The organism is Mycobacterium heidelbergense, from assembly GCF_050205645.1.
Classification (GTDB): Bacteria; Actinomycetota; Actinomycetes; order Mycobacteriales; family Mycobacteriaceae; genus Mycobacterium; species Mycobacterium heidelbergense_A.
In genome coordinates, this window is sequence record NZ_JBNMQT010000010.1 from 55,342 (window position 1) to 74,594 (window position 19,253).

Below are 19,253 nucleotides of genomic sequence, written 5' to 3' on the forward strand. Positions count from 1 at the left end.
GCTTGTGGGCAGCAGGGTTTAGCGCAAACCGCTTACCGCACCGCCTGCTGCCAGGCGACGATGCGGTCGGCGAGCTCAGGGCCGCTGTCTTCCTGGATGAAATGGCTGGCGTTGATGCGGGCATGCGGCTGGCCGGCCGCGCCCGGGATGTGCTTGATCAGGGGACGGTCGGCGGCGCCGAGGATCGGGTCGCGATACCCGAAGATGGTCAGGCAGGGTTTGTCCCATTGGCCCAGGGCTTTCCACGCCGCGCGATTGGCCGGAATGGCGGGATCGTCGGCAGAGGTCGGCACCAACTGCGGGAATGCGCGGGCCCCCGCCTGATAGCTCTTGTCGGGGAAGGGCGCGTCGTACCCGGCCCGCACCTTGGTCGGAACCCTGCGGACGGTCCCGACGGACACGAGGCGACCGGCGGGCAGCACGGGGGAGTAGCGCGCGAAGGCCCGCCACGCGTAGAAAGCCGGCGGGGTGCGTTGCTGGGCCGTCGGGAGAAAACCGTTGGCGATCACCAGCCGCGATATCCGATCACTCTGCTCGGCGGCGATGCGCAAACCGATGAGCGATCCCCAGTCCTGGACGAACAGCGTGACGTCCTTGAGGTTGAGCCGCTCGATCCACGACGTCACCCACTCCACGTGCCGCAGATAGGTGTAATCCTCGATCCTGCTGGGCTTGTCGGAGCGGCCGAAGCCGATCAGGTCGGGCGCGAGCACGCGGTTTCCGGCATCGGCCAGCGGCGGAATCATCGTCCGGTACAGGTAGCTCCACGTGGGCTCCCCGTGCAGCAACACGATTGGCGGGCCATCCGCCGGACCCTCGTCGAGAAAGTGCATTCGCAGCGGCTGAGTATCGCTTGCCGCCACGTTGAGATAGTTCGCTACGAACGGATAGCCCTCCAGGTTTTCGAATCGGGAGTCCGGGGTTCGCAGCACATCCACATTCAGCTCCTCCGGTGAGCGGGCACCTCTGCAAGCCTCTCTCTCCGAACGCCTCTTCGTCCAGTACGAGATTTCATTGAGGGTGTCAGTGGTGGCCACTACACTCCAAAACTCATGGCCATCCGGCACGCCGTTCTGCTGATCGCCGACATCAGCGGATACACGGACTACATGAATTGGAACCGGACGCACCTGGCGCACGCACAGCAGACGGTGGCCGGGCTGCTGGAGGCGGTTATCGATGCTGGTAAAGGGCTCAAGCTGGCGAAACTGGAGGGCGACGCCGCATTCTTCTGGGAGCCCGACGGCAATGCCAAAGTGCTGGTGTGCGACCGGCTGTCACGTATGCGCCGGTCGTTCCTCGCAAAGCGGGAGCGCTTCAAAGCCGACATCGCCTGCGAGTGTGCAAGCTGCGTGCAGCTGGACAAGTTGTCGCTCAAATTCGTCGTCCACCAGGGCGAGGTGGCCGAGCAGCGGGTCAAGCGCCACACCGAGCTCGCCGGCGTCGATGTCATCCTGGTCCACCGGATGCTGAAAAATTCGGTGCCCGTAGCTGAATACGTGCTGATGACCGACCCCGTGGCCGAGTGCCTCGACGAATCGACTCGCGGCATGTGCAAGCCGCTTATCCACGATTTCGCCGGGATCGGAAACACCTCGACGCACTACATCGACCTCGCCAGGTCGGAGGTGACGCCGACCGTGCCGGAGCGCGGCTTTTTCGGGCGGCTGGGAAAGACGACGAAGTTCGAATTGAGGACGCTGCCGTTCCTACTGGGCCTCAAGAAGCCCGCCGACGGCTTCCGGAACCTGGGCCGCCGCGGCGCCGAGGAGATCCCCGCCTAACTGAAAATCGCTGTTTCAGAAGAACTTCGGCGCTCACCGCTGCGCAAGAGCGTGACCCATTCGCGATACGGCTTCGGTGAGAATCGCTTGCGAGGTAGCGAAGTTCAGCCGCACGTGTCCGGCCCCGCCGGTACCGAAGACGTGCCCGGAACTGAGCGCGACGCGGGCGTGATCGAGGAACCAGCGGGCGGGCCCGGCTAGATCGGCTACCACCGCGAGTCCCTCGGTTTCTTCTTCGTCGAACCCGAGCGCTCGGCAATCGAGCCAGGCGAGGTAAGTGCCTTGCGGCCGTAGACATTTCACTTCGGGCAGGTGCTCGGCGACCAGATCGCCCAGCAAGGCCCGGTTCGCGTCCAGGCCCGGCAACAGCGCGTCGAGCCACTCGCCACCGGTCCTGAACGCTTCGGCGTGCGCGATGATGCCGAGGTGGCTCGGCCCATGCCCGACCTCCTCCGGCATGCGCCGCAGGTCCGCGGCCGACTCCGGACCGGCAATGGCCAGGGCCGCCTTCAGCCCGGATAGGTTCCACGCCTTCGATGCCGACGTCAGGGCGAACGCGTTCTCGGCACCGGGGACGGTCAGATACGGGACGAAGCGTGCGCCGGGGAGGATGACCGGTGCGTGAATCTCGTCCGACACCACCCGGACCCCGAACCTCCGGGCCAGTTCGGCGACCCGGCGCAGCTCGTCCAACGTGTGCACCGTCCCCGTCGGGTTGTGCGGATTGCACAACAGGTAGGCGGCCTTCCCGCTCGAAGCGCACGCACCGGTGAACGCTTCTTCCAAGGCGTCCAAATCAATTCGGCCGTTGGCGTCCAGAGGTGATTCGATCACTCGGCGGCCGTCGTGCGACACGAAAGCGTAGAACGGCGCGTACACCGGTGAATTGACGACGACGGCGTCGCCGCGGTCGGTGACCAGACGCAGCGTCTCGACGATGCCAAGCATGACGTCCGGAACGGTTCTCGTGCGGCCCAACGCCAGGTCGTGCCATTGCCAACGCCGCGAAGCGAATTCGCCGACCGCCTCGGCGAACGCGTGGCCGGCGGGATAGCCGGTATCACCAATGTCGATGGCCGCGCGCAGGGCGTCGGCGATCGTCGGCGCGAGCTGGACGTCCATCTCCGCGACCCACAGCGGCAGCACGTCGGCAGGGTGCGCGCGCCACTTCATGCTCGTGCGGGCCCGCAACTGCTGCAGCGTGAGTTCTTCGAGCGGATTAAACGTCACTCCGGCAGATTAAGCCAGATCACGTAGCAAACGCGTGCTTTGGAATCGTCAGCGGCAAGTCCACCGAACTCAGCAGACCGGGTTCGGCGGCAACAACATACGGCACTGCGTTGACGACCCGCATCGCGGTGGCGACCATCGCGCCCGCTCCCGAGGTCATTCCACCGACGCCGGCCTTGTGCGGGTCCTTGAGTGTCGCCGCCATGCTGCAGTCGATGTCGGGGTCGCCCGTGATCATGACGCGGTAGGACAGGTCGCCGATCCCGGTCGGCCAGTCGGGGGCGACATCGTGCGCGAGCCGGGTCACGTGCTCGATGACGATGGCCTCTCGACCGTCGACCACCCCGATCGCCTTCATTCGCAGCGCGCCGCATGTCCCGGCCTCGACGGTGCCCATCGCGACATCCAGTGTCCGGTTCGTGACCGCGCGATCGAAACTCTCACGGATTTCCTGGATTTCGACTCCAAGCGCGTCGGCGACCAACCGGAGCTGCCCCTGCCATTCGCCGGCGATGGCACCGGGATAGCCGATCCAGGGCTGGTAGTCGAGCGGCCGTCCGAAGCCCAACGCGTCGCTCATGATGTCGGGAACCCCGTAGTCGTCGTACAGGCCGATCTCAAACGAGTGGATCTTCTCGATGGACGACGACTGGGTGGACAGCACCAAGGGCAGATAGTCGGCGGCGAAGCCGGGCTCGATCCCGGACGCATACAACGACACCTGGCCCTGCTTGGCCGCGGCGAGCAGTTGGTCGCGCCACTCGGTGGGCTCGTAGGCGTGCGGATTGACCAACCGGGTCGTGCTGGTGGTGACGACGTTGATTCCGGCTTCGAGCAGCCGGACATAGTCCGGGATGGCCAGCGCATCGCGTTCGGGGCCGCTGGCCGCGTAGATGACGCAATCGGGTTTGAGGGCGATCAGGGCGTTCGCATCGTTGGTGGCGGCCAGGCCGATCGGCTCCCCGTTGGCGAGTTCGCCGGCGTCCCTGCCGTTCTTCTCCGCGGAGTGCACCCACACGCCGACGAGATCCAGATCGGGGCGTCGGTGGATGGTGCGGATCGCAATCGACCCGATGCCGCCCGTCGCCCAGACCACTACGCGCTGAGCCGTCATTTGTTCCTCCGAAAGCCGAGGCGGCCGTGGCCCTTACGTCGGCAGTTACCCGACGTTCGATTCGGAAGCTAACAGCCGCGAGCCCGCACGGTCAAGGAGTTAAGAGAGTATGCACTATCCTAATGAACAAATCTTAGGTTATGGTGCTGTTGATGTTCACGCTGAGGTTCGACCTGCGTGCTCCGAGTTGGGCCGGGGCGGCCGCCGACCTCTACGTCGCGGCCATCGACATGTGCGCCTGGGCGGAGACGCGGGGAGCGGTACTCGCGGTGCTCTCCGAGCATCACGGCGCCGACGACGGTCATCTGCCCGCGCCGCTGATGTTGGCTTCGGCAATCGCGGCCAGGACGGGCAGCCTGGCGATATTGCTGGCCGCGGTGCCGATTCCGCTGTGGGATCCCGTCCGGCTCGCCGAGGAGATCAGCGTCCTGGACCTGATCAGCCGCGGGCGGGTGTCGTATGCGTTCGGTCTGGGACACCGCAGCCAGGAATACGAGCACTTCGGCGTCGAGATGGCCACCCGCGGCCGCGTGGCCGACGGGATCCTGGACGTGCTGGGCTCGCTGGTGCGCGGCGAGCCCGTCGAATACCGCGGGCGCACGGTCCGCGTCACTCCGCCATGTGGGTCGCCGGGCGGACCGACGATGCTGATCGCCGGTGGCAGCAAGGCCGCTGCCCGGCGGGCCGGCCGTCACGGGCTCGGGTTTGTTTCGCAGACCGACCTGCCGGGCCTGAAGGAGTTCTACGAGGAGCAGTGCCGCGCACACGGACACGAGCCTGGGATGATCCAATTTCCCGTACCGGGCGCTCCGACAACGGTTTTCGTCGCCGACGATGTGGACGAGGCCTGGGACGTCCTGGGGCCCTACCTGCTGCACGATGCGGTGACGGCGGCGTCGTACCGGCCTGGCGACGATTCGGTGGCCAGCATCAGCCGGGCCGACAGCGTGGCCGCGCTTCGTGCGGAAGGCGGGCCGTACCGGATCTTCACACCCGCCGAGGCCGCCGACCACGTGCGCGGCGGACACCTTCTCCCGCTGCATCCGCTGTGCGGCGGCGTGCCGCCCGATGTGGCGTGGCCATACCTCGAACGTGCCGCGGCCGCTCATGAGTAGGGAGGTGAGCCCCATGCGTACCGTCGTGTGGTCGACGGGGGGAGTCGGGTCGATCGCCATCGATGCGATCCGCCGCCGGCCCGACCTGGAACTCGTTGGGGTATGGGTGCATTCGCCCGACAAAGTCGGCAAGGACGCCGGGGAATTGGCCGGCATCGAACCGCTGGGTATCGCGGCCACCAATGACGCCGACGCGCTGATCGCGCTGGCGCCCGACGCGGTGGTGTATGCCGCGAGCGGTCCCGAACGCGACGGCGCCGCTGTGCCCGACTACTTGCGGATGCTGGAGGCGGGGATCAACGTCGTGTCGACGTCGTCGACGAGTCTGGTGTATCCGCCCTCGTATGTCGCGCCGGACTGGCGCGACCAGCTCGAGGCGGCGGCCAGGTTCGGCGGCGCATCGTTCTACGTCTCGGGCATCTTTCCGGGTTTCGCCTCGGATCAGCTGGCGTTGCTGATGACGACGCAGTCGAAGCGAATCCGCAGTATCACGGCGAGCGAGGTCGCCCTCAACGACCATTACCCGGTGGCCGACGTGATGATGGACGGGATGGGCTTCGGCCGTCCGCTCGATTTCGAGCCGATGCTCTGGACGCCCGGATTCATCGAAATGGCTTGGAAAGCACCGATATACCTGATCGCCAGCGGGCTGGGGGTCCAGATCGAGCGCATCAACGGTGCCCTCGACAGGGAGCTGACCGATCGCGACATCGAGGTCGCGTTCGGCACCGTCAAGGCGGGCACCTGCGGCGCGGTGCGGACCCGGGCGGCGGGCGTCGTCAACGGCCGCGAGGCCATCGTGATCGAACACATCATCCGGATGGCCCGCGATGTCGCCCCCGATTGGCCGACGTCGGATTGCGACGCGACCTATCGGGTCGACGTCGAGGGTGATCCGGACATTCACTGCGTGATGACGCTGGGGGCGGCCGAGGGACACGGCGCGGGGCGCGCCGCGATGTCGGCCACGGCCATGCGGGTGGTCAACGCGATCCCATATGTGGTCGATGCGCCGCCCGGGCTGCTCAGCTCGCTGGACATCCCGACGACCCTGCCGCGGGACGTCTTTGATTGAACGTTGACGCGGATTGGGCCTCGTCGTAGCGTACGGGGACAAAGATTAGGTCATCTAGGAGTTGCTGGTGTTCACACTGCGTTTCGATATGCGCGCCCCTTCCTGGGGAGCGCCAACGGTGGCGCTGTACGCCGCCGTCCCCGAGATGTGTGCGTGGGCCGAGGAGCACGGTGGCCTTGCCGCCGTGCTGTGTGAACACCACGGGTCCGAGGACGGCTACCTGCCGTCGCCGATGATCCTGGCGCCGGCCATTGCGGCGCGCACACAACGGTTGGCGATGAACCTGATCCTGATCCTGCCGTTCTACGATCCGGTCCGGCTGGCCGAGGATATGGCGGTCCTCGACATCATCAGCGAGGGGCGGGCGTCCTACACCCTGGCGCTCGGGTACCGGCCCGAGGAGTTCGAGCACTTCGGCTTGGAAATCACCAAGCGCGGCCGACTTGCCGACGAAAAGCTCGGTCTGTTGCGCCGGTTGCTCGCCGGAGAATCCGTTGACGACGACGGGCGCCGCATCACGGTGACGCCCACGCCGCTGACCGTGGGCGGCCCGTCGATGATGTGGGGCGGTGGAACGTTGGCGGCGGCTCGCCGGGCCGGCAGGTACGGCCTGGGCATGCTGGGCAACGCCAACGAACCCGGCATACAGGAGGCCTACGAGGAGGCGTGTCGCAAGCACGGTCATACGCCCGGCCCGACGATGTTTCCCGGCCGCGACACCCCCTCAGTCGTTTTCGTCGCCGACGACGTCGACCAGGCGTGGGAAGAGCTTGGCGAGCATCTGTTGCACGACGTACGGACCTATGCAGCATGGAATCCCGGGGACGAGACAACAGCCGGCTTCTCGCACGTGGCCACGGTGGACGAGCTGCGCGAGGTGGGCAAGTCGCACGTGATCATCTCTGTGCCGGAAGCGATTTCGCGGGTTCGCTCCGGTCAGGTACTCAACTTGTCGCCGTTGTGCGGTGGCTTGCCGCCGGAAGTCGCGTGGCCATACCTCAAGCGAGTCGGCGAGGTCGTGCTGCCCGAGGCGCTGACCGAGAGAAAGACAGGATGATGACCGGAGCGAGTGCGACCGAGGTTTACTACGACCCGTTCGATTTCGACATCGACGACGACCCGTATCCCATCTGGAAGCGGCTGCGCGACGAAGCCCCGCTTTATCACAACGACAAATACAACTTCTACGCGTTGAGCCGGTACGAGGACGTCTCGCGCGAACTGATGAACTTCGACACCTTCAGGTCCGGCCGCGGCACCACCATGGACATCATCATGAGTGGTGTCGAGGTTCCGCCGGGAATCATCCTCTTCGAGGACCCGCCCATTCACGATTTGCATCGTCGTTTGCTCTCAAGGGTTTTCACGCCGCGACGGATGGAGGCGATCGAGCCGCTGACCCGAGCGTTCTGCGTTCGAGCACTCGACCCGCTGATGGGCTCGGGGCGGTTCGATTTCGTCGAGAACCTGGGTTCGATGATCCCGATGCGCACGATCGGCTACCTGCTGGGCATCCCGGAAGACAGCCAGGAGTCGATCCGTGACCGCGGCGGCCGGCAACTTACCCTCAAAGAGGGCACGTTTAGGCCCGCCACGAAAGAGTTTTTCGAGCAGAGCTATCAGATGTTCGCCGACTACATCGACTGGCGGGTGGACCACCCCTCCGATGACCTGATGACCCAGTTGCTCAACGCCGAAGTCGAGGAGGACGGATCGACCCGGCGGCTGACGAGGATCGAGGTACTGCAGTACACCAGCATGATCGCCGGCGCGGGTAACGAGACCACGACGCGCCTGATCGGCTTCGCCGGCCAGCTGCTGGCCGAACACCCCGACCAGCGGCGCCAGCTCGTCGAAAACCCGTCGCTGATCCCGATGGCCATCGAGGAGGTCTTGCGCTACGAGGCGCCCTCGCCGGTGCAGGCGCGCTACGTCGCCCACGATGTGGAATGCCGCGGCACGACGGTTCCCGAGGGCTCGATCATGTTGCTACTCAACGGATCCGCCAACCGCGACGAGCGTAGGTACCCCGAGGGTGAGAAGTTCGACATCCATCGCGGCGACACCCATCTCAGTTTCGGCCACGGGCTGCACTTCTGCCTTGGATCGGCCTTGGCGCGCATGCAGGCGCGGGTCGCCTTGGAGGAGGTCATCAAGCGCTGGCCGGACTGGGAAGTCGACTACGCCAACGCCACCAAGGCGCACACGTCGAGCGTGCGGGGCTGGTCGAAGCTGCCGGTCTTCACCGGCTAGGCGCCTACTTGGGTTGGTTCGGGACGCCCGGGAACAACTGGCCCGTCGGCCCCGCGGTCACCCAGCCGCCCAGCTTCGTCACGAGATGCGGCGCGAAAACCGCGCCGTAGAGCAGGTTTCCGATGACGACGACTGCGACGACGGATAGCACCGATGCTTGCAGACGACTCGTCGACCTCTTGTCGGCCCACGTCTCGATGACGTTTCGTCCCTCCGAATCGGTCCGACCGAGGAGGTAGGTGAAGACCATCATCTGGATGCCCATCGCGAGCGAGTCGTACAGCGGATACTGGTGTGTCGTCCCCTCACGTATCGCAAGCCCGGGGATCACGCGGCCGTAGTAGAAGACGCCGAGCTTCGCGCCCAGGAAGCCGTTGAAAAGCAGCGCCCAACAGAAGCCGACGACGAGACCGACGGTCAACAGCGTTGTGGGCCTGCGCCATTGGAATTTCGCGCTCAGCCATCTCCCGAGCGCCGCGCCCGTCACGGCGGGCAGCACGAAGTAGGAGATGTAGCCGATCGGAACGAACAAGGGCAACCCGCCCCACGTCATGTTCAGCGGCCACCACGACGGCATGCGGGGGATGGCGGGCGGGAACTGTGCGTACATCGCCCAGTCGTAGGGCGCCTCGATCCACGAGAACGAGATCGCCGAGATGCAGAGGAGCAGGAGCGGGTGTACGCGACCCTGGCGGACGCTCAGATACACACCGACTGCGGTAAACGCGATGCCCCCGACGATGGCGAAGCCGCTGGCCGCCTGCATCAACGGCGTCATCCCGGTGGTCATTGGTCGCTCGCTTGGCGCCGACGAGCTTGCGGGTCGTAGCTAAGCACCAGGCCGAATATCAGGACGATCAGGCCGAACAGCGTGCCGAGCATGATGACAGCGCCCACGTCCGCACCCCTTTCGCTACGAGGTCGATACTGAGATAGTGGATGCTATCTTAAAAGGCGTGTCCCAGCGACCCTCCACGACCAAGACGCCCCCGGCTGCCACGCGCCGACCCCGTGGCGCGCCACGCAAGCTACTACTCGACGCGGCGCGAGACCTGTTTGCGCGTCAGGACTACCGCAGCACCACGACGCGTGAAATCGCCCAGGCTGCCGGCGTCACCGAACACCTGCTCTTCCGCCATTTCGGTTCGAAGGCGGCGCTGTTCCGGGAGGCCCTCGTCCTGCCGTTCACCAGTTTCGTCGACGAATTCGGCCGGACGTGGCAGTCGGTTATCCCCGAGGAGACCAACGAGGAGGACTTGGCCGGGCATTTCGTCGGGCAGCTCTACGACGTGTTCGTCGAGCACCAGGGTCTGCTGTTGACGCTGATGGCCTCGCAGACGCTGGGCGCCGAGGAAATGGCGGACGCCGGGATTGCCGACGTCAGGCGGGCGCTGAAGGTGCTCGGCCGGATCAGCGCCGAGGGCATGCATTTGCGTGGGATGCGCGCGGATCATCCTGACCTGCCCGCCCATTCGACGGTCGCGATGATCGCCGGCATGGCCGCCTTGCGTTCGACCTACTTCGGGACGAAGCAGCCGTCGAGGAAGGTCATCGTTGAGGAACTCGTCCAGGCGATCCTGCACGGCTTCCTGCACCGCAACGATTGAGCTAGGGCCAACCGTGCCTCGAGCGTGACGCTGCAGTCACGTTCGAGGTCCAACGTGACTGCAGCGTCACGTTGGGGAGCGTGTCGGAGGTGGGTGGCACCCTGCCGCCATGGCGGAACCATTCATCGGCAGTGAGGCTGAGGCTGCTGGCATCGTGACCCACAGCCAATTGCGGCGTCGGTACACGCGGTTGTACCGCGACGTCTATGTCGCCGCGGGGGCTGGGCTGGATCCGGTGGTGCGGGCCCGCGGCGCCTGGCTCTGGTCGCGCCGGCGCGGAGTCATCGCCGGGTTCACGGCGGCTGCGCTGCACGGCAGCAAATGGGTGGACACCGACCGGCCAATCGACATCATTCACGACAACCGGCATCGGCAACCAGGTGTCCAGGTCTGGGGCGACAGGCTGGACCGCGACGAGTTCGACCTGAGGGACGGCCTGCCGGTGACGACGGCCGCTCGCACGGCACTCGACCTGGCCTGCTGGTATCCAACGACAACGGCAGTGGCCGCCATCGATGCACTGGCTCGCGCTACCGAGCTCAAAATTTCGGACGTCGACTTGCTCGAGGATCGATATCGCGGACGTCGCGGACTTGAGCAAGCTCGCGTGTCGCTCGACCTCGTCGACCCCGGAGCGCAATCTCCGAAGGAAACCTGGCTGCGACTGGTGCTGGTGCAGGCGGGTCTGCCTCGACCGCAGACACAGATTTCGGTGAGCGACGAGTTCGGGGCGGTGGTTGCCTACCTCGATATGGGTTGGGAGGACGTCAAAGTCGCCGTCGAGTACGACGGCGACCACCACCGCAGCGATCGCTCGCAATACAACTGGGATATCCGACGGTTGGAAAGACTGCAGGCTCGTGGGTGGGTCGTTGTCCGGGTGGTGGCGGCTGATCGGCCCGCCGATATCGTTCGCCGGGTGCGCGCTGCACGTGCGCGGCGAACGTGACGCTGCAGTCACGCTGGGGCTCGAACGTGACTGCAGCGTCACGCCCGCGACGGCCGCAGCAGGCCCGAGGCCACGATCGCGACGGCCATCCACGCGGCCGCGTACCCGAAGGCGACCGCGGGTGACGCCACGGTGTAGAGCACGCCTGCCACAACCGTGGCCACCAGGTCACCCGTGGCCTGGACAGCCCCAAGCACACCGAATCCGCTGCCGCGCAATCGGTCCGGAAGCAGCTGGGAAACGACGGCAGATTGGGTGGGTTCGGCCAGGCCGATGCCCGCCCCGGCGAGCGCGAAGCCCAGCGCGATGACTATCGCACTATGCGGGCCGGCCGCAAACACCGCATAGCCGACGACATAGACGGCCGCACCCGTGGCGAACACCGTGCGTGGCCCGGTCCCGTCGTACCATCGCCCGGCAGCCAGCGAAGCCGCCGTGGCGACCGCGTTATGGAGCGCGTAAATCAGGATCGCGAGCGATGTCGCCGCGGTCACCGTCCGGTGCGGGGAAGTAAGTAGCTGGGTGGAACGCAGGATCAGCAGAGTCGTTGCGACATTGCCGAATTCGAACAGCGCCACCGGCAGTAGCGCGCGCAGCATGCCGGCGTCGCGCAGCGCACCGAACTCAAACCTCCGCCTGGCCGGCCGGTCGTTGGAGTGGTTGCGGCGACGGGCCTCTCGCGCGGCCACCAGGATCGCGGCCACGGCGAACAAGCCCGGGATTGCGGCCAGGAACAGGGTGGGGCGGATGCCAACCAAGGCGACCAGCCCGGCAGCGAGCAGCGGGCCCACCACCGCACCCAGGTTGTCCCCGGCGCGTTCGAGGCCGAACGCCCTGCCGTGTGCGGACTCGGGTATCAGGGACGCCAGCAGGGCGTCGCGCGACGGCCCCCGCATGCCACGAGACACCCAGGCGAGGGCACGCAGAATCCCGACCTGCCATATCGTCACTGCCGCGCCGATCGCCCCGGTCGCCAACGCGGTGCCCAGGTAACCGGCCGACGAAACCCGTCCTCGCCGGTCGGGATCGTTGGCGACCGGCCCGCCGACCAGCTTCATCACGCCGATCAACGCGTCGCTGATCCCGTCGATGACGCCGAGTGCGGCCGCGGAGGCGCCCAGTGTGCCGGTCAGGAACGCGGGCAGCACAGACGTGGTGGCCTCGTGGCCCGCGTCGGAGAAGAAGCTCGCCGCTCCCACCGCGCCGACGCCGGGGGTAAGCCAACGCCGGTCGGCGGCGTCGTCGATCACCGCGTCACGACGATCCTCGTCGGCGTAACCGGTCACGCGCTTTGATCCACCAGGACCGCGCCGTCGGGTTGATTCCCGAGCGTCTGGAGCGCAATGTCGTCACCCTGGGCCGTGAGGCGAACGATCTGGGCCAATTGCCCGGGGGCGTCGCACTGCAGATAGTGATCGGCGCCCGGCACCACCCAGTAACGGTTGCGACCCGGCTTGTCCTTCAGATACGCCTGCCAGACGTGGTTGGGGACCCGCAGCGGTGAGACGTTGTCGTGCACGCCCCACACCACCGTGGTGTTGACTTCACTCCTGGAAAGCGCTTCGAGCCAACTGGTTTCGTCGGCGGCGCGCTCGTTCAGGTACTGAATCGTGTCGGGCAGCACGCGGATTCCGTCGTTGTGGGCGAAACATTTCGCCAGCGCGGCGATCTCCGGGTCCTCCGCCGTCCGCCGCGGCATGAAGGTGCTGGCTCCCAGGCCGGCCGCCAGCAGCTCCGGCGTCGTCGCCGCCGCGGTGGCGCGCCCCGTCGCGGGGTCGAGCATCGCGGTTTGGAACGCGGTGAGGTTCGACAGCGGCAGGTAGATGTTGGCGTTGGTCAAGATGAGGTCGACGGGCGCGGCCGCTTGGTCGTGGGTTGCCAACATCTCGAGCGCGATCATGCCGACACTGCTCCCACGATCGTGGGTGAGGATGCGGTATTGGCTCAGGTTCCACACCTGCGTGATCGCGTAGACAAGCAGGCGCGCGTCGTCGTACAGCGAATAGACGTACGGCTCCGGGGGTTTGTCGGACAATCCGTAGCCCGGAAAGTCCAGCAAATACATGTCGAACTCGGAGCTCAGTTCATTTGACAGGGCGAAGTAGTCGATGCTCGACGTCGGAAAGCCGTGCACCAGCACCAGTGCGGGCGCCCCGGGTGTGCCGCAGCGGCGGCTGAACACCGCGAGTTCCTGTCCGTCGTTGGCGGCGGTGGTCGACCGCCAACGAAGTTCGGTACCGCCTTTTTGCCACTCCGCGAAGATGTCCAAGCTGCCAGCATCGCAGAGGGAATCGCGGTTAGACAACGCCTCCCGTGGCCGAACTTCGCTCACGGGCACGTCACGTGAATCCCGAATGTCACCTGACGCGTGGCGCTTTGTCCGGGCGCTGACCCTTGGCCCGCCCCGGTCACTGTGTAGCTCTTGCCCTCCTTGCTCGCCTGGACCTGGGTCGGAGTCTGCACCGACTGGTAGGGCAACTGATATTGACCGTTGTCCACCTTGAGCGAGATGGCGAAGCCGTCGACGCTCGGCGGTTTTTCGTCGGACAGTGCCAGCGACACCGAGGCAGAATCGTCATGCACGGTGATGCGGGTGGTCAGATCTCCCGATTCCGCCGGTGTCGCACTCGGTTTCGCCGCCGAGGTATTGCAGTCGACTTTGCTGTAGATCGTGTGCGTGTGCTGGTCCAGCATGACGGTGGCGCCGGACAACGCCGCACTCGAGCTCGCCGGGGGCGCACCACTCTTCGTGGAACAACCCGGCAGGGCGGCCACCAGAACAACCACTCCGACGACGATTCCTCTCACGGCCACGCCTCCCACCGGATCATGGTCCGCAGGGGTCCGGCGAACACCGGTCGCACCGCCGACGATTGCCACCGCTCTTCGATCACCGGCGCCAGCGCGGCGGTGACGGTGAGCGGGTCGTCGTCGAGGTAGACGACGGTGATGTATTGGTGGTCCGTCCGCCAACCGCGCGGTATCTGCCAGGCGGTGGTGGACCCGAACGTCCAGGCGCCCGCCGTGCCGGGCGTGGCGAGCAGTGCCGGATAGTGCTCGGCGTGCAGCCATTGCAGCCAGGCGTCGGAGCGGCCGTCGGTGGGTTCCTCGACGATCAGCAGGACGCCGCGGTGCGGCCGGAACGGCACGACCTCCGCGGAAATGAGTGCGCGCGGCGCGGATTGCCACTGCAGTAGGCGCAGCCCGGCCACTTGCAGCGACGGCCGGGTTACGGGGAAGCGGCCATTGTCGCGCAGCGTGCGCCCGAGTCCGACGAAGTCGTCGAAGGTTTGTTCCACGGGGTCGCCGACCAGGTAGTGGACGGCGTTCCCGACCTCGCCGAGCGGTCCGTGGGCCGCCAAGCGGTGCTCGGCGTACTCGCCGTCGGCGATCCACCGCAAGCCGTGCACGATGCCCGGAAGTTGGTATTGCTCCGGCATGTGATCCAGCAGGTGCCAGCGCAGGTAGCTGCCGTCGTCGTCCGGTGGTGGCGCCGCGGTGAGGCTGAAAACGCCTGCCTTGACACGGTTCACGTGGATCCTCCAGGGGCGTGCAACTCCGCGAGCGCCTGCAGGTTTTCCAGGTAATGCCGGAGCGACGTGTGGGTGAACATCGCGCTGATGATGGTCGCACCGTGTGCGGCGGTGTTGGCGAGGACGTCGCGCGTGCGTTCCGGCTCGTTGATCGGGTCCAGCGGAGCCGCGGGTGGCAGGACGACCTCGAACCCGGGCCGAAGTTCGAAGCGGCCCAACCACTCTCGCACCTGTTGCAAGCTCACGTTGAAGGGAGCCCAGCCGTCGGCGAGTGTCGCGGCCCGGCGCAGCGAGCGCAGCGTTCGTCCACCGATCCAGATTGGCACATGTTCCTGGACGGCGCAGGGGTCGACGACCATCCCGCCGAACGCATAGAACTCGCCGCGGTAGGCCGGTTCGGCGACCGACAGCGAGGCGCGCAGCGCCCGCAACGCATCGTCGCCGCGCAGTCCGCGGTCATCGAACGGCGCCCCGATGAGGTCGAACTCCTCCTTGAGGCTGCCAACGCCGACTCCGAGAACGAGTCGGCCGTTGCTGACTTTGTCCAGTGTGCCGTAGCGCTTGGCGATCTCGAGCGGGTGGTGATAGGCGAGAACCAGCACGTGCGTGGCCAACCGTATTCGTCGGGTGCGCGCGGCCAGGTAACCCAACGTGGCCAGTGGATCCCAGTAGCGAGTGCCGCGGCGGGCCCGTTCGGCCGCCGGCAACGCGATGTGCTCGCTGCAGGTCAGGTGGTGGTAGCCGAGTTTGTCTGCGGCTTCGGCAATCTGGGCCAGGTCGTCGATCGACGCGGTTTTCTCCCAATCGCCGCTGGACCCGGGCAGCATCGTCACCACCGGCGTTGCTACCGACAGCTTAACGGCGCTCATCCCTGCATGTACCCTCCGGCGTCGACGGGAATCGATTGCCCTGTGATGGTACGGCTTTCGTCGCTGGCAAGGAACAACGCCAGATTAGCGACATCCTCGGGCGAGGAAATATCTTGCAGTGCAATTCCTTTGAGTGACTTTGCGCGCTGAGTCGCGAAGTCAACTCCTTGCTCGTCGGCCATGCGCTGGACCCAGGCGCGCCACAGCTCCGTGTCGATCGCACCCGGCACGATGCAATTGCACCGGATTCCGTACGAACCCACTTCCCGCGCAACGGCCTTGGTGAAGGCGCGAAGCGACGCCTTCGCGGCGACGTAGTGGGTTTTGCGGACCATGCCCGTATAGCTGGCCGTCGAGGAGAAGTTCAGGATGACTCCGCGACGGCGCTGCAGCATCGACCGGTTGAGCACCTCGCGGGTGCACAGCATCGCCGCGGTGACGTCGATAGCGATCGTGGCGTTCCAGTTGTCCAGCGTCTGCTCCCAGATCCAGCGGTCCTGTCCGGGCGCGGCCGCGTTGTTGCAGAGAATGTCGACCTGGCCGAACTCGTCGACCGCTCGCGTCACCATGGCGGCGACGTCACGCTCGTCGGTCACGTCGGCCCGCATCGCGATGGCACCGGGACCCGCCGCTTCGGCGGCGCGATAGACAAGCTCTTCGCGTCGCGCGGCAAGCAGGACGCGGGCGCCCTCGCGGACGAACAGCGAGCCAAGCACCGGCCCCAGTCCAGTGCTTGCCCCGGTGATGATGGCGACCTTGCCGGCCAGTCGGTCCGTCATGTTTCGAGCCACTCGTGGATTCGCTCGGCGACGGCCTCCCAGCCGGGCTCGAGCATCATGTCGTGGCCCATCTTGGGGAAGGTCTCGGGTTCGACGCGATACGCGCGCGCGGTCGCGCGGACTTCCCGCTGCGTGAAACACCCGTCTTTCTCGGCGCCGATGACCAACATCCGGGTGGTGATGAGATCGGGCCGGGGGAGGTTGAGGAAAAGCATGTCGAGCACATGCTTTCCGAGGTGCTCTTCGCCGAGCTGCGCGGTGTAGCGCGCCAGGTCGGCATCGGGGGTCAGCTCCGAGAAGAAACTTTCGCGGGCCAATTCGGGTGTGGCACCGATGCTGCGCAGTGATTTGGTCTTGGCCAGTTCCGTTGCGGTCAACCACGGGTGGCGCCGGAACCTGCGCAGCAGGAATCCGGCGACCCCGCTCACGGGGACGGGGGCGACCAGGACGGCGGCCGGGGCATCGTGCGACTCCAGGTACTTCTGCACGACGAAGCCGCCCATGGAGTGGCCGACGACGATCGGGCGTGTGGGCAGGCTGCTGGCGACCGAATCGACGTCGTCGACGAGGTCCGCCATCGAACAAAATTGCATCTTCTTGGGTGCGGGGCTGTTGCCGTGCCCGCGGAGGCTCAGGGCCAGTGATCGGTAGCCCTTGCTCGCGAAGAAATCGAGGAAATGCTCGTCCCAGCACCAGGCGCCGTGCCAGGCACCGTGGACGAAGAGCACTGGTATGTCAGATTCATGGGAAGGCCGCTTTTCGATCACTTCGAGCATGAGTGACTCCCGCGTGCCTGGTTAGCTGCAACGCCTGCAACGCCGCTGAGATTAGCTTTTGGCCACGGTTGGCGCGGCGGAAATTAGAATGTGACCGCTGCCGAGCCCGAGGAAGTGCCTCACCATGACGCCGGATTGTGAACAGCGCACGCTGGTCTTGTCCGCGTTTCCGGCCGAGGCCGACGCGGTGCTGTCGCACACCACACTGGACCCCAAGCCCGTGGTGGTCGCCGACCGTCGGCACTTCTACCTCGGCACGATCGCAGGGAAGAAGGTGGTCGTGGCGATGACCGGCGTCGGCATGGTGAACGCCACCGACACCACCGAGATCGCCCTCGCCCGGTTCACCGACACGACTTCCATTGCCGCAGTGGTGTTTTCGGGAGTCGCTGGCGGCGGCGGGCGCACGAGCATCGCGGATGTTGCCGTACCGGCGCGGTGGACCCTGGATGATGGCGTGACATTTCGCCCGGTCGATGCCGACATGCTGGCCACGGCCGAGAAGCTGTCGGTCGCACTGGCGCACGTCAACCTGCAGCGCTATCCGCAGGTGTTCGTCGGAGGAGACGGGTGCACGTGGGACAACAACAACGGCGCGGCGTTCCCCTGCATCCCGAACGGCGGCAACATTTTCGGTTGCGAACCCGGCAGCGCGCCGGACCGGTCGCGTCTGCATACCGGCAACTTCTTCCAGGCGGCGTTGCCCTGGCTGAGAAAGGCGCTGCTCAGCAATCTGAAGATCAGGTCGGCGGCAGACCCGGCCTTCGACGCGACGGACATGGAGACCGCCGCCGCGCAGGCGGTCGCGGACGCACACGGGGTCCCATTTTTGGGGATCCGCGGGATCTCGGACGGGCCCGGAGATCCACTTCACCTGCCGGGCTTCCCGTTCCAGTTCTTCCATTACTACAAGGTCGCGGCCGGCAACGCCGCCCGGGTAACCGAGGCGTTCTTGCGGAGCTGGGGCGATTGAAAGGCCCTACGCGACATACTCGGGTAAAGCGATGTCGTCGCGGAATTCACGCCCGATGACCCAATCGGCCACTTGCGGGATGTTCAGCAGTTTGGACGCTTGATTGCGGGTCCACACACCGAGCGACGTCTTCGGCGTGAACGCCGAGGCGAATCCGCGCGCCGAGCGCTGCCTGGACTCGACGACCGGCCGCAGCTGGCGTTCGTAGCGACGAAACGCTTCGGGGTGGTCGGCGCGGCTGAGTTCGCCGGCCAGCACGTAGGCCTGCACCATCGCCAGTCCCGCTCCCTCGCCCGCCAGCAGGGAGACCGCGGCCGCGGCGTCGCCGACGAGCGCTACCCGCCCCTTCGACCAGTGGTCCATGACGATTTGGCTGGTGCGGTCGAAGTACACGTCGGCGGCATCGTCGAGTGTGCGCAGGATCTCGGGGCATTCCCAGCCCGCGTCGCCGAAGACCTGACCGAGCGCGGCATTGACCTCCGACAAGCCTTGTGGGTCGGGGCCGTTCATGTGGTCGGTGCTGAAAACGAAGAGAAATAAGGTCTTTTCGCCACGCATCGCAAAGCGAGCGATCATTCGCCCCGGCGAGCTGTGGGCGAGGTATACGAGTTCGTCGCGCGGTTGGTAATCGTCGGCTTCGAAGGCCGCCACCCGGTAGCCGAGGTCGGTCTCGAATCTCGATTGCGGGCCGAAGACCAAACCGCGCACCGGCGAATGGATACCGCCGGCGCCGACGACTAAGTCGAACCGTCGCGACTGGCCGTGTTCGAGTGTGATCTCGACGCCCGAGTCGTCTTGTGCGATGGCCGAAACGCTTGTACCGAATAGGGTTTCGACGTCGTCGCCGATCGCGCGATAGATCATGCCGGCTAAGTCACCGCGCGGCACACTGACGAACCGGCCGTCGAGGTTTCGCCGGAACAAATCCGCCGAAAAGCCGCCCACCCTCCGCGAGTGCCGGTCCACCAGTCGCACTTCCTCAACCGCGTACCCCGTCTCGTGCAATTCGGCGGTGAGTCCCATGCGTTCGGCGACGGCGTAACCGCCTCCCCAAAAGTCCACGAGATAACCGCCCGTGCGGAGCCGCGGCGCCTTTTCGATCAGTGTCGGCTCGTGACCACAGCGCCACAGCCAGTACGCGAGCGTGGGACCGGCGATCCCCGCGCCGACAATGGCAACCTTCATGTGCGTACCCC

20 protein-coding genes are annotated in these 19,253 nt (G+C 66.1%); 8 read left to right on the forward strand and 12 right to left on the reverse strand.

The window, feature by feature from the left end:
• Positions 1-32 precede the first annotated feature (32 nt).
• Positions 33-938: a haloalkane dehalogenase gene (locus tag ACQI5H_RS13495; protein WP_427079864.1), complete on the reverse strand. Its 906-nt coding sequence runs from the start codon at positions 936-938 to the stop codon at positions 33-35.
• A 114-nt stretch (positions 939-1,052) separates the two neighbouring features.
• Between ACQI5H_RS13495 and ACQI5H_RS13500 the strand changes: the two genes are divergently transcribed.
• Positions 1,053-1,784 (forward strand): DUF2652 domain-containing protein, encoded by a 732-nt coding sequence (locus tag ACQI5H_RS13500; RefSeq protein WP_427079865.1) that lies wholly within the window; start codon positions 1,053-1,055, stop codon positions 1,782-1,784.
• A 33-nt stretch (positions 1,785-1,817) separates the two neighbouring features.
• Here ACQI5H_RS13500 and ACQI5H_RS13505 read toward each other — a convergent pair whose 3' ends face one another.
• Entirely contained in the window at positions 1,818-2,957 is a 1,140-nt protein-coding gene (locus ACQI5H_RS13505) for a MalY/PatB family protein (RefSeq protein WP_427080004.1), read from the reverse strand.
• A 76-nt stretch (positions 2,958-3,033) separates the two neighbouring features.
• Entirely contained in the window at positions 3,034-4,128 is a 1,095-nt protein-coding gene (locus ACQI5H_RS13510) for a dihydrodipicolinate reductase (RefSeq protein ID WP_427079866.1), read from the reverse strand.
• Between the two features lie 152 nt (positions 4,129-4,280).
• Here ACQI5H_RS13510 and ACQI5H_RS13515 point away from each other — a divergent pair, with 152 nt between their 5' ends.
• The 4 genes from ACQI5H_RS13515 (at position 4,281) to ACQI5H_RS13530 (ending at position 8,571) form a co-directional block, all read left to right on the forward strand.
• Positions 4,281-5,243 (forward strand): LLM class flavin-dependent oxidoreductase, encoded by a 963-nt coding sequence (locus tag ACQI5H_RS13515; protein ID WP_427079867.1) that lies wholly within the window; start codon positions 4,281-4,283, stop codon positions 5,241-5,243.
• A gap of 13 nt (positions 5,244-5,256) precedes the next feature.
• A complete protein-coding gene (locus ACQI5H_RS13520; RefSeq protein WP_427079868.1) occupies positions 5,257-6,318 on the forward strand; it encodes a dihydrodipicolinate reductase in 1,062 nt (353 codons plus the stop codon).
• 67 nt (positions 6,319-6,385) lie between these two features.
• Positions 6,386-7,375 (forward strand): LLM class flavin-dependent oxidoreductase, encoded by a 990-nt coding sequence (locus tag ACQI5H_RS13525; RefSeq protein WP_427079869.1) that lies wholly within the window; start codon positions 6,386-6,388, stop codon positions 7,373-7,375.
• On the forward strand, positions 7,375-8,571 hold the full coding sequence (locus ACQI5H_RS13530) for a cytochrome P450 (protein WP_427079870.1): 1,197 nt from the start codon (positions 7,375-7,377) through the stop codon (positions 8,569-8,571). Before ACQI5H_RS13525 ends, ACQI5H_RS13530 begins: the two co-directional genes overlap by 1 nt.
• A gap of 4 nt (positions 8,572-8,575) precedes the next feature.
• On the opposite strand, the gene ACQI5H_RS13535 is transcribed toward ACQI5H_RS13530, so the two are convergent.
• Positions 8,576-9,361 (reverse strand): spirocyclase AveC family protein, encoded by a 786-nt coding sequence (locus ACQI5H_RS13535; RefSeq protein ID WP_427079871.1) that lies wholly within the window; start codon positions 9,359-9,361, stop codon positions 8,576-8,578.
• Between the two features lie 166 nt (positions 9,362-9,527).
• Here ACQI5H_RS13535 and ACQI5H_RS13540 point away from each other — a divergent pair, with 166 nt between their 5' ends.
• Together ACQI5H_RS13540 and ACQI5H_RS13545 are read left to right on the forward strand one after the other, a co-directional pair.
• On the forward strand, positions 9,528-10,178 hold the full coding sequence (locus ACQI5H_RS13540; RefSeq protein WP_427079872.1) for a TetR/AcrR family transcriptional regulator: 651 nt from the start codon (positions 9,528-9,530) through the stop codon (positions 10,176-10,178).
• A 109-nt stretch (positions 10,179-10,287) separates the two neighbouring features.
• Entirely contained in the window at positions 10,288-11,127 is an 840-nt protein-coding gene (locus tag ACQI5H_RS13545; protein WP_427079873.1) for a hypothetical protein, read from the forward strand.
• A 38-nt stretch (positions 11,128-11,165) separates the two neighbouring features.
• Here the strand turns inward: ACQI5H_RS13545 and ACQI5H_RS13550 are convergent, their stop codons facing one another.
• From ACQI5H_RS13550 to ACQI5H_RS13580, 7 genes are read right to left on the reverse strand one after another with little or no spacing between them, the layout of a single operon-like run.
• A complete protein-coding gene (locus tag ACQI5H_RS13550) occupies positions 11,166-12,413 on the reverse strand; it encodes an MFS transporter (RefSeq protein ID WP_427079874.1) in 1,248 nt (415 codons plus the stop codon).
• Positions 12,410-13,396: an alpha/beta fold hydrolase gene (locus tag ACQI5H_RS13555; RefSeq protein WP_427079875.1), complete on the reverse strand. Its 987-nt coding sequence runs from the start codon at positions 13,394-13,396 to the stop codon at positions 12,410-12,412. The genes ACQI5H_RS13550 and ACQI5H_RS13555 overlap by 4 nt, the downstream gene beginning before the upstream one ends.
• A 59-nt stretch (positions 13,397-13,455) precedes the next feature.
• Positions 13,456-13,941, reverse strand: coding sequence for a lipoprotein LpqH (locus tag ACQI5H_RS13560; protein ID WP_427079876.1), 486 nt, complete (start codon positions 13,939-13,941; stop codon positions 13,456-13,458).
• A complete protein-coding gene (locus tag ACQI5H_RS13565) occupies positions 13,932-14,660 on the reverse strand; it encodes a hypothetical protein (protein WP_427079877.1) in 729 nt (242 codons plus the stop codon). The genes ACQI5H_RS13560 and ACQI5H_RS13565 overlap by 10 nt, the downstream gene beginning before the upstream one ends.
• Entirely contained in the window at positions 14,657-15,529 is an 873-nt protein-coding gene (locus ACQI5H_RS13570; protein ID WP_427079878.1) for a TIGR03619 family F420-dependent LLM class oxidoreductase, read from the reverse strand. The genes ACQI5H_RS13565 and ACQI5H_RS13570 overlap by 4 nt, the downstream gene beginning before the upstream one ends.
• Positions 15,526-16,308, reverse strand: coding sequence for an SDR family NAD(P)-dependent oxidoreductase (locus ACQI5H_RS13575; protein WP_427079879.1), 783 nt, complete (start codon positions 16,306-16,308; stop codon positions 15,526-15,528). Before ACQI5H_RS13575 ends, ACQI5H_RS13570 begins: the two co-directional genes overlap by 4 nt.
• Positions 16,305-17,084 (reverse strand): alpha/beta hydrolase, encoded by a 780-nt coding sequence (locus tag ACQI5H_RS13580; protein WP_427079880.1) that lies wholly within the window; start codon positions 17,082-17,084, stop codon positions 16,305-16,307. Before ACQI5H_RS13580 ends, ACQI5H_RS13575 begins: the two co-directional genes overlap by 4 nt.
• A gap of 124 nt (positions 17,085-17,208) precedes the next feature.
• Between ACQI5H_RS13580 and ACQI5H_RS13585 the strand changes: the two genes are divergently transcribed.
• Entirely contained in the window at positions 17,209-18,057 is an 849-nt protein-coding gene (locus ACQI5H_RS13585; protein WP_427079881.1) for a hypothetical protein, read from the forward strand.
• Between the two features lie 6 nt (positions 18,058-18,063).
• Here the strand turns inward: ACQI5H_RS13585 and ACQI5H_RS13590 are convergent, their stop codons facing one another.
• Positions 18,064-19,242: an FAD-binding domain gene (locus ACQI5H_RS13590; RefSeq protein ID WP_427079882.1), complete on the reverse strand. Its 1,179-nt coding sequence runs from the start codon at positions 19,240-19,242 to the stop codon at positions 18,064-18,066.
• Positions 19,243-19,253 lie beyond the last annotated feature (11 nt).

What these genes read in the sequence shown, in the direction of transcription:
- ACQI5H_RS13500 (WP_427079865.1), top strand. Translation starts at nt 1,053, where the DNA reads ATGGCCATCCGGCACGCCGTTCTGCTGATCGCCGACATCAGCGGATAC.
- ACQI5H_RS13505 (WP_427080004.1), bottom strand. Translation starts at nt 2,957, where the DNA reads ATGAAGTGGCGCGCGCACCCTGCCGACGTGCTGCCGCTGTGGGTCGCG.
- ACQI5H_RS13510 (WP_427079866.1), bottom strand. Translation starts at nt 4,128, where the DNA reads ATGACGGCTCAGCGCGTAGTGGTCTGGGCGACGGGCGGCATCGGGTCG.
- ACQI5H_RS13515 (WP_427079867.1), top strand. Translation starts at nt 4,281, where the DNA reads ATGTTCACGCTGAGGTTCGACCTGCGTGCTCCGAGTTGGGCCGGGGCG.
- ACQI5H_RS13520 (WP_427079868.1), top strand. Translation starts at nt 5,257, where the DNA reads ATGCGTACCGTCGTGTGGTCGACGGGGGGAGTCGGGTCGATCGCCATC.
- ACQI5H_RS13530 (WP_427079870.1), top strand. Translation starts at nt 7,375, where the DNA reads ATGACCGGAGCGAGTGCGACCGAGGTTTACTACGACCCGTTCGATTTC.
- ACQI5H_RS13535 (WP_427079871.1), bottom strand. Translation starts at nt 9,361, where the DNA reads ATGACCACCGGGATGACGCCGTTGATGCAGGCGGCCAGCGGCTTCGCC.
- ACQI5H_RS13545 (WP_427079873.1), top strand. Translation starts at nt 10,288, where the DNA reads ATGGCGGAACCATTCATCGGCAGTGAGGCTGAGGCTGCTGGCATCGTG.
- ACQI5H_RS13570 (WP_427079878.1), bottom strand. Translation starts at nt 15,529, where the DNA reads ATGAGCGCCGTTAAGCTGTCGGTAGCAACGCCGGTGGTGACGATGCTG.
- ACQI5H_RS13575 (WP_427079879.1), bottom strand. Translation starts at nt 16,308, where the DNA reads ATGACGGACCGACTGGCCGGCAAGGTCGCCATCATCACCGGGGCAAGC.
- ACQI5H_RS13580 (WP_427079880.1), bottom strand. Translation starts at nt 17,084, where the DNA reads ATGCTCGAAGTGATCGAAAAGCGGCCTTCCCATGAATCTGACATACCA.
- ACQI5H_RS13585 (WP_427079881.1), top strand. Translation starts at nt 17,209, where the DNA reads ATGACGCCGGATTGTGAACAGCGCACGCTGGTCTTGTCCGCGTTTCCG.
- ACQI5H_RS13590 (WP_427079882.1), bottom strand. Translation starts at nt 19,242, where the DNA reads ATGAAGGTTGCCATTGTCGGCGCGGGGATCGCCGGTCCCACGCTCGCG.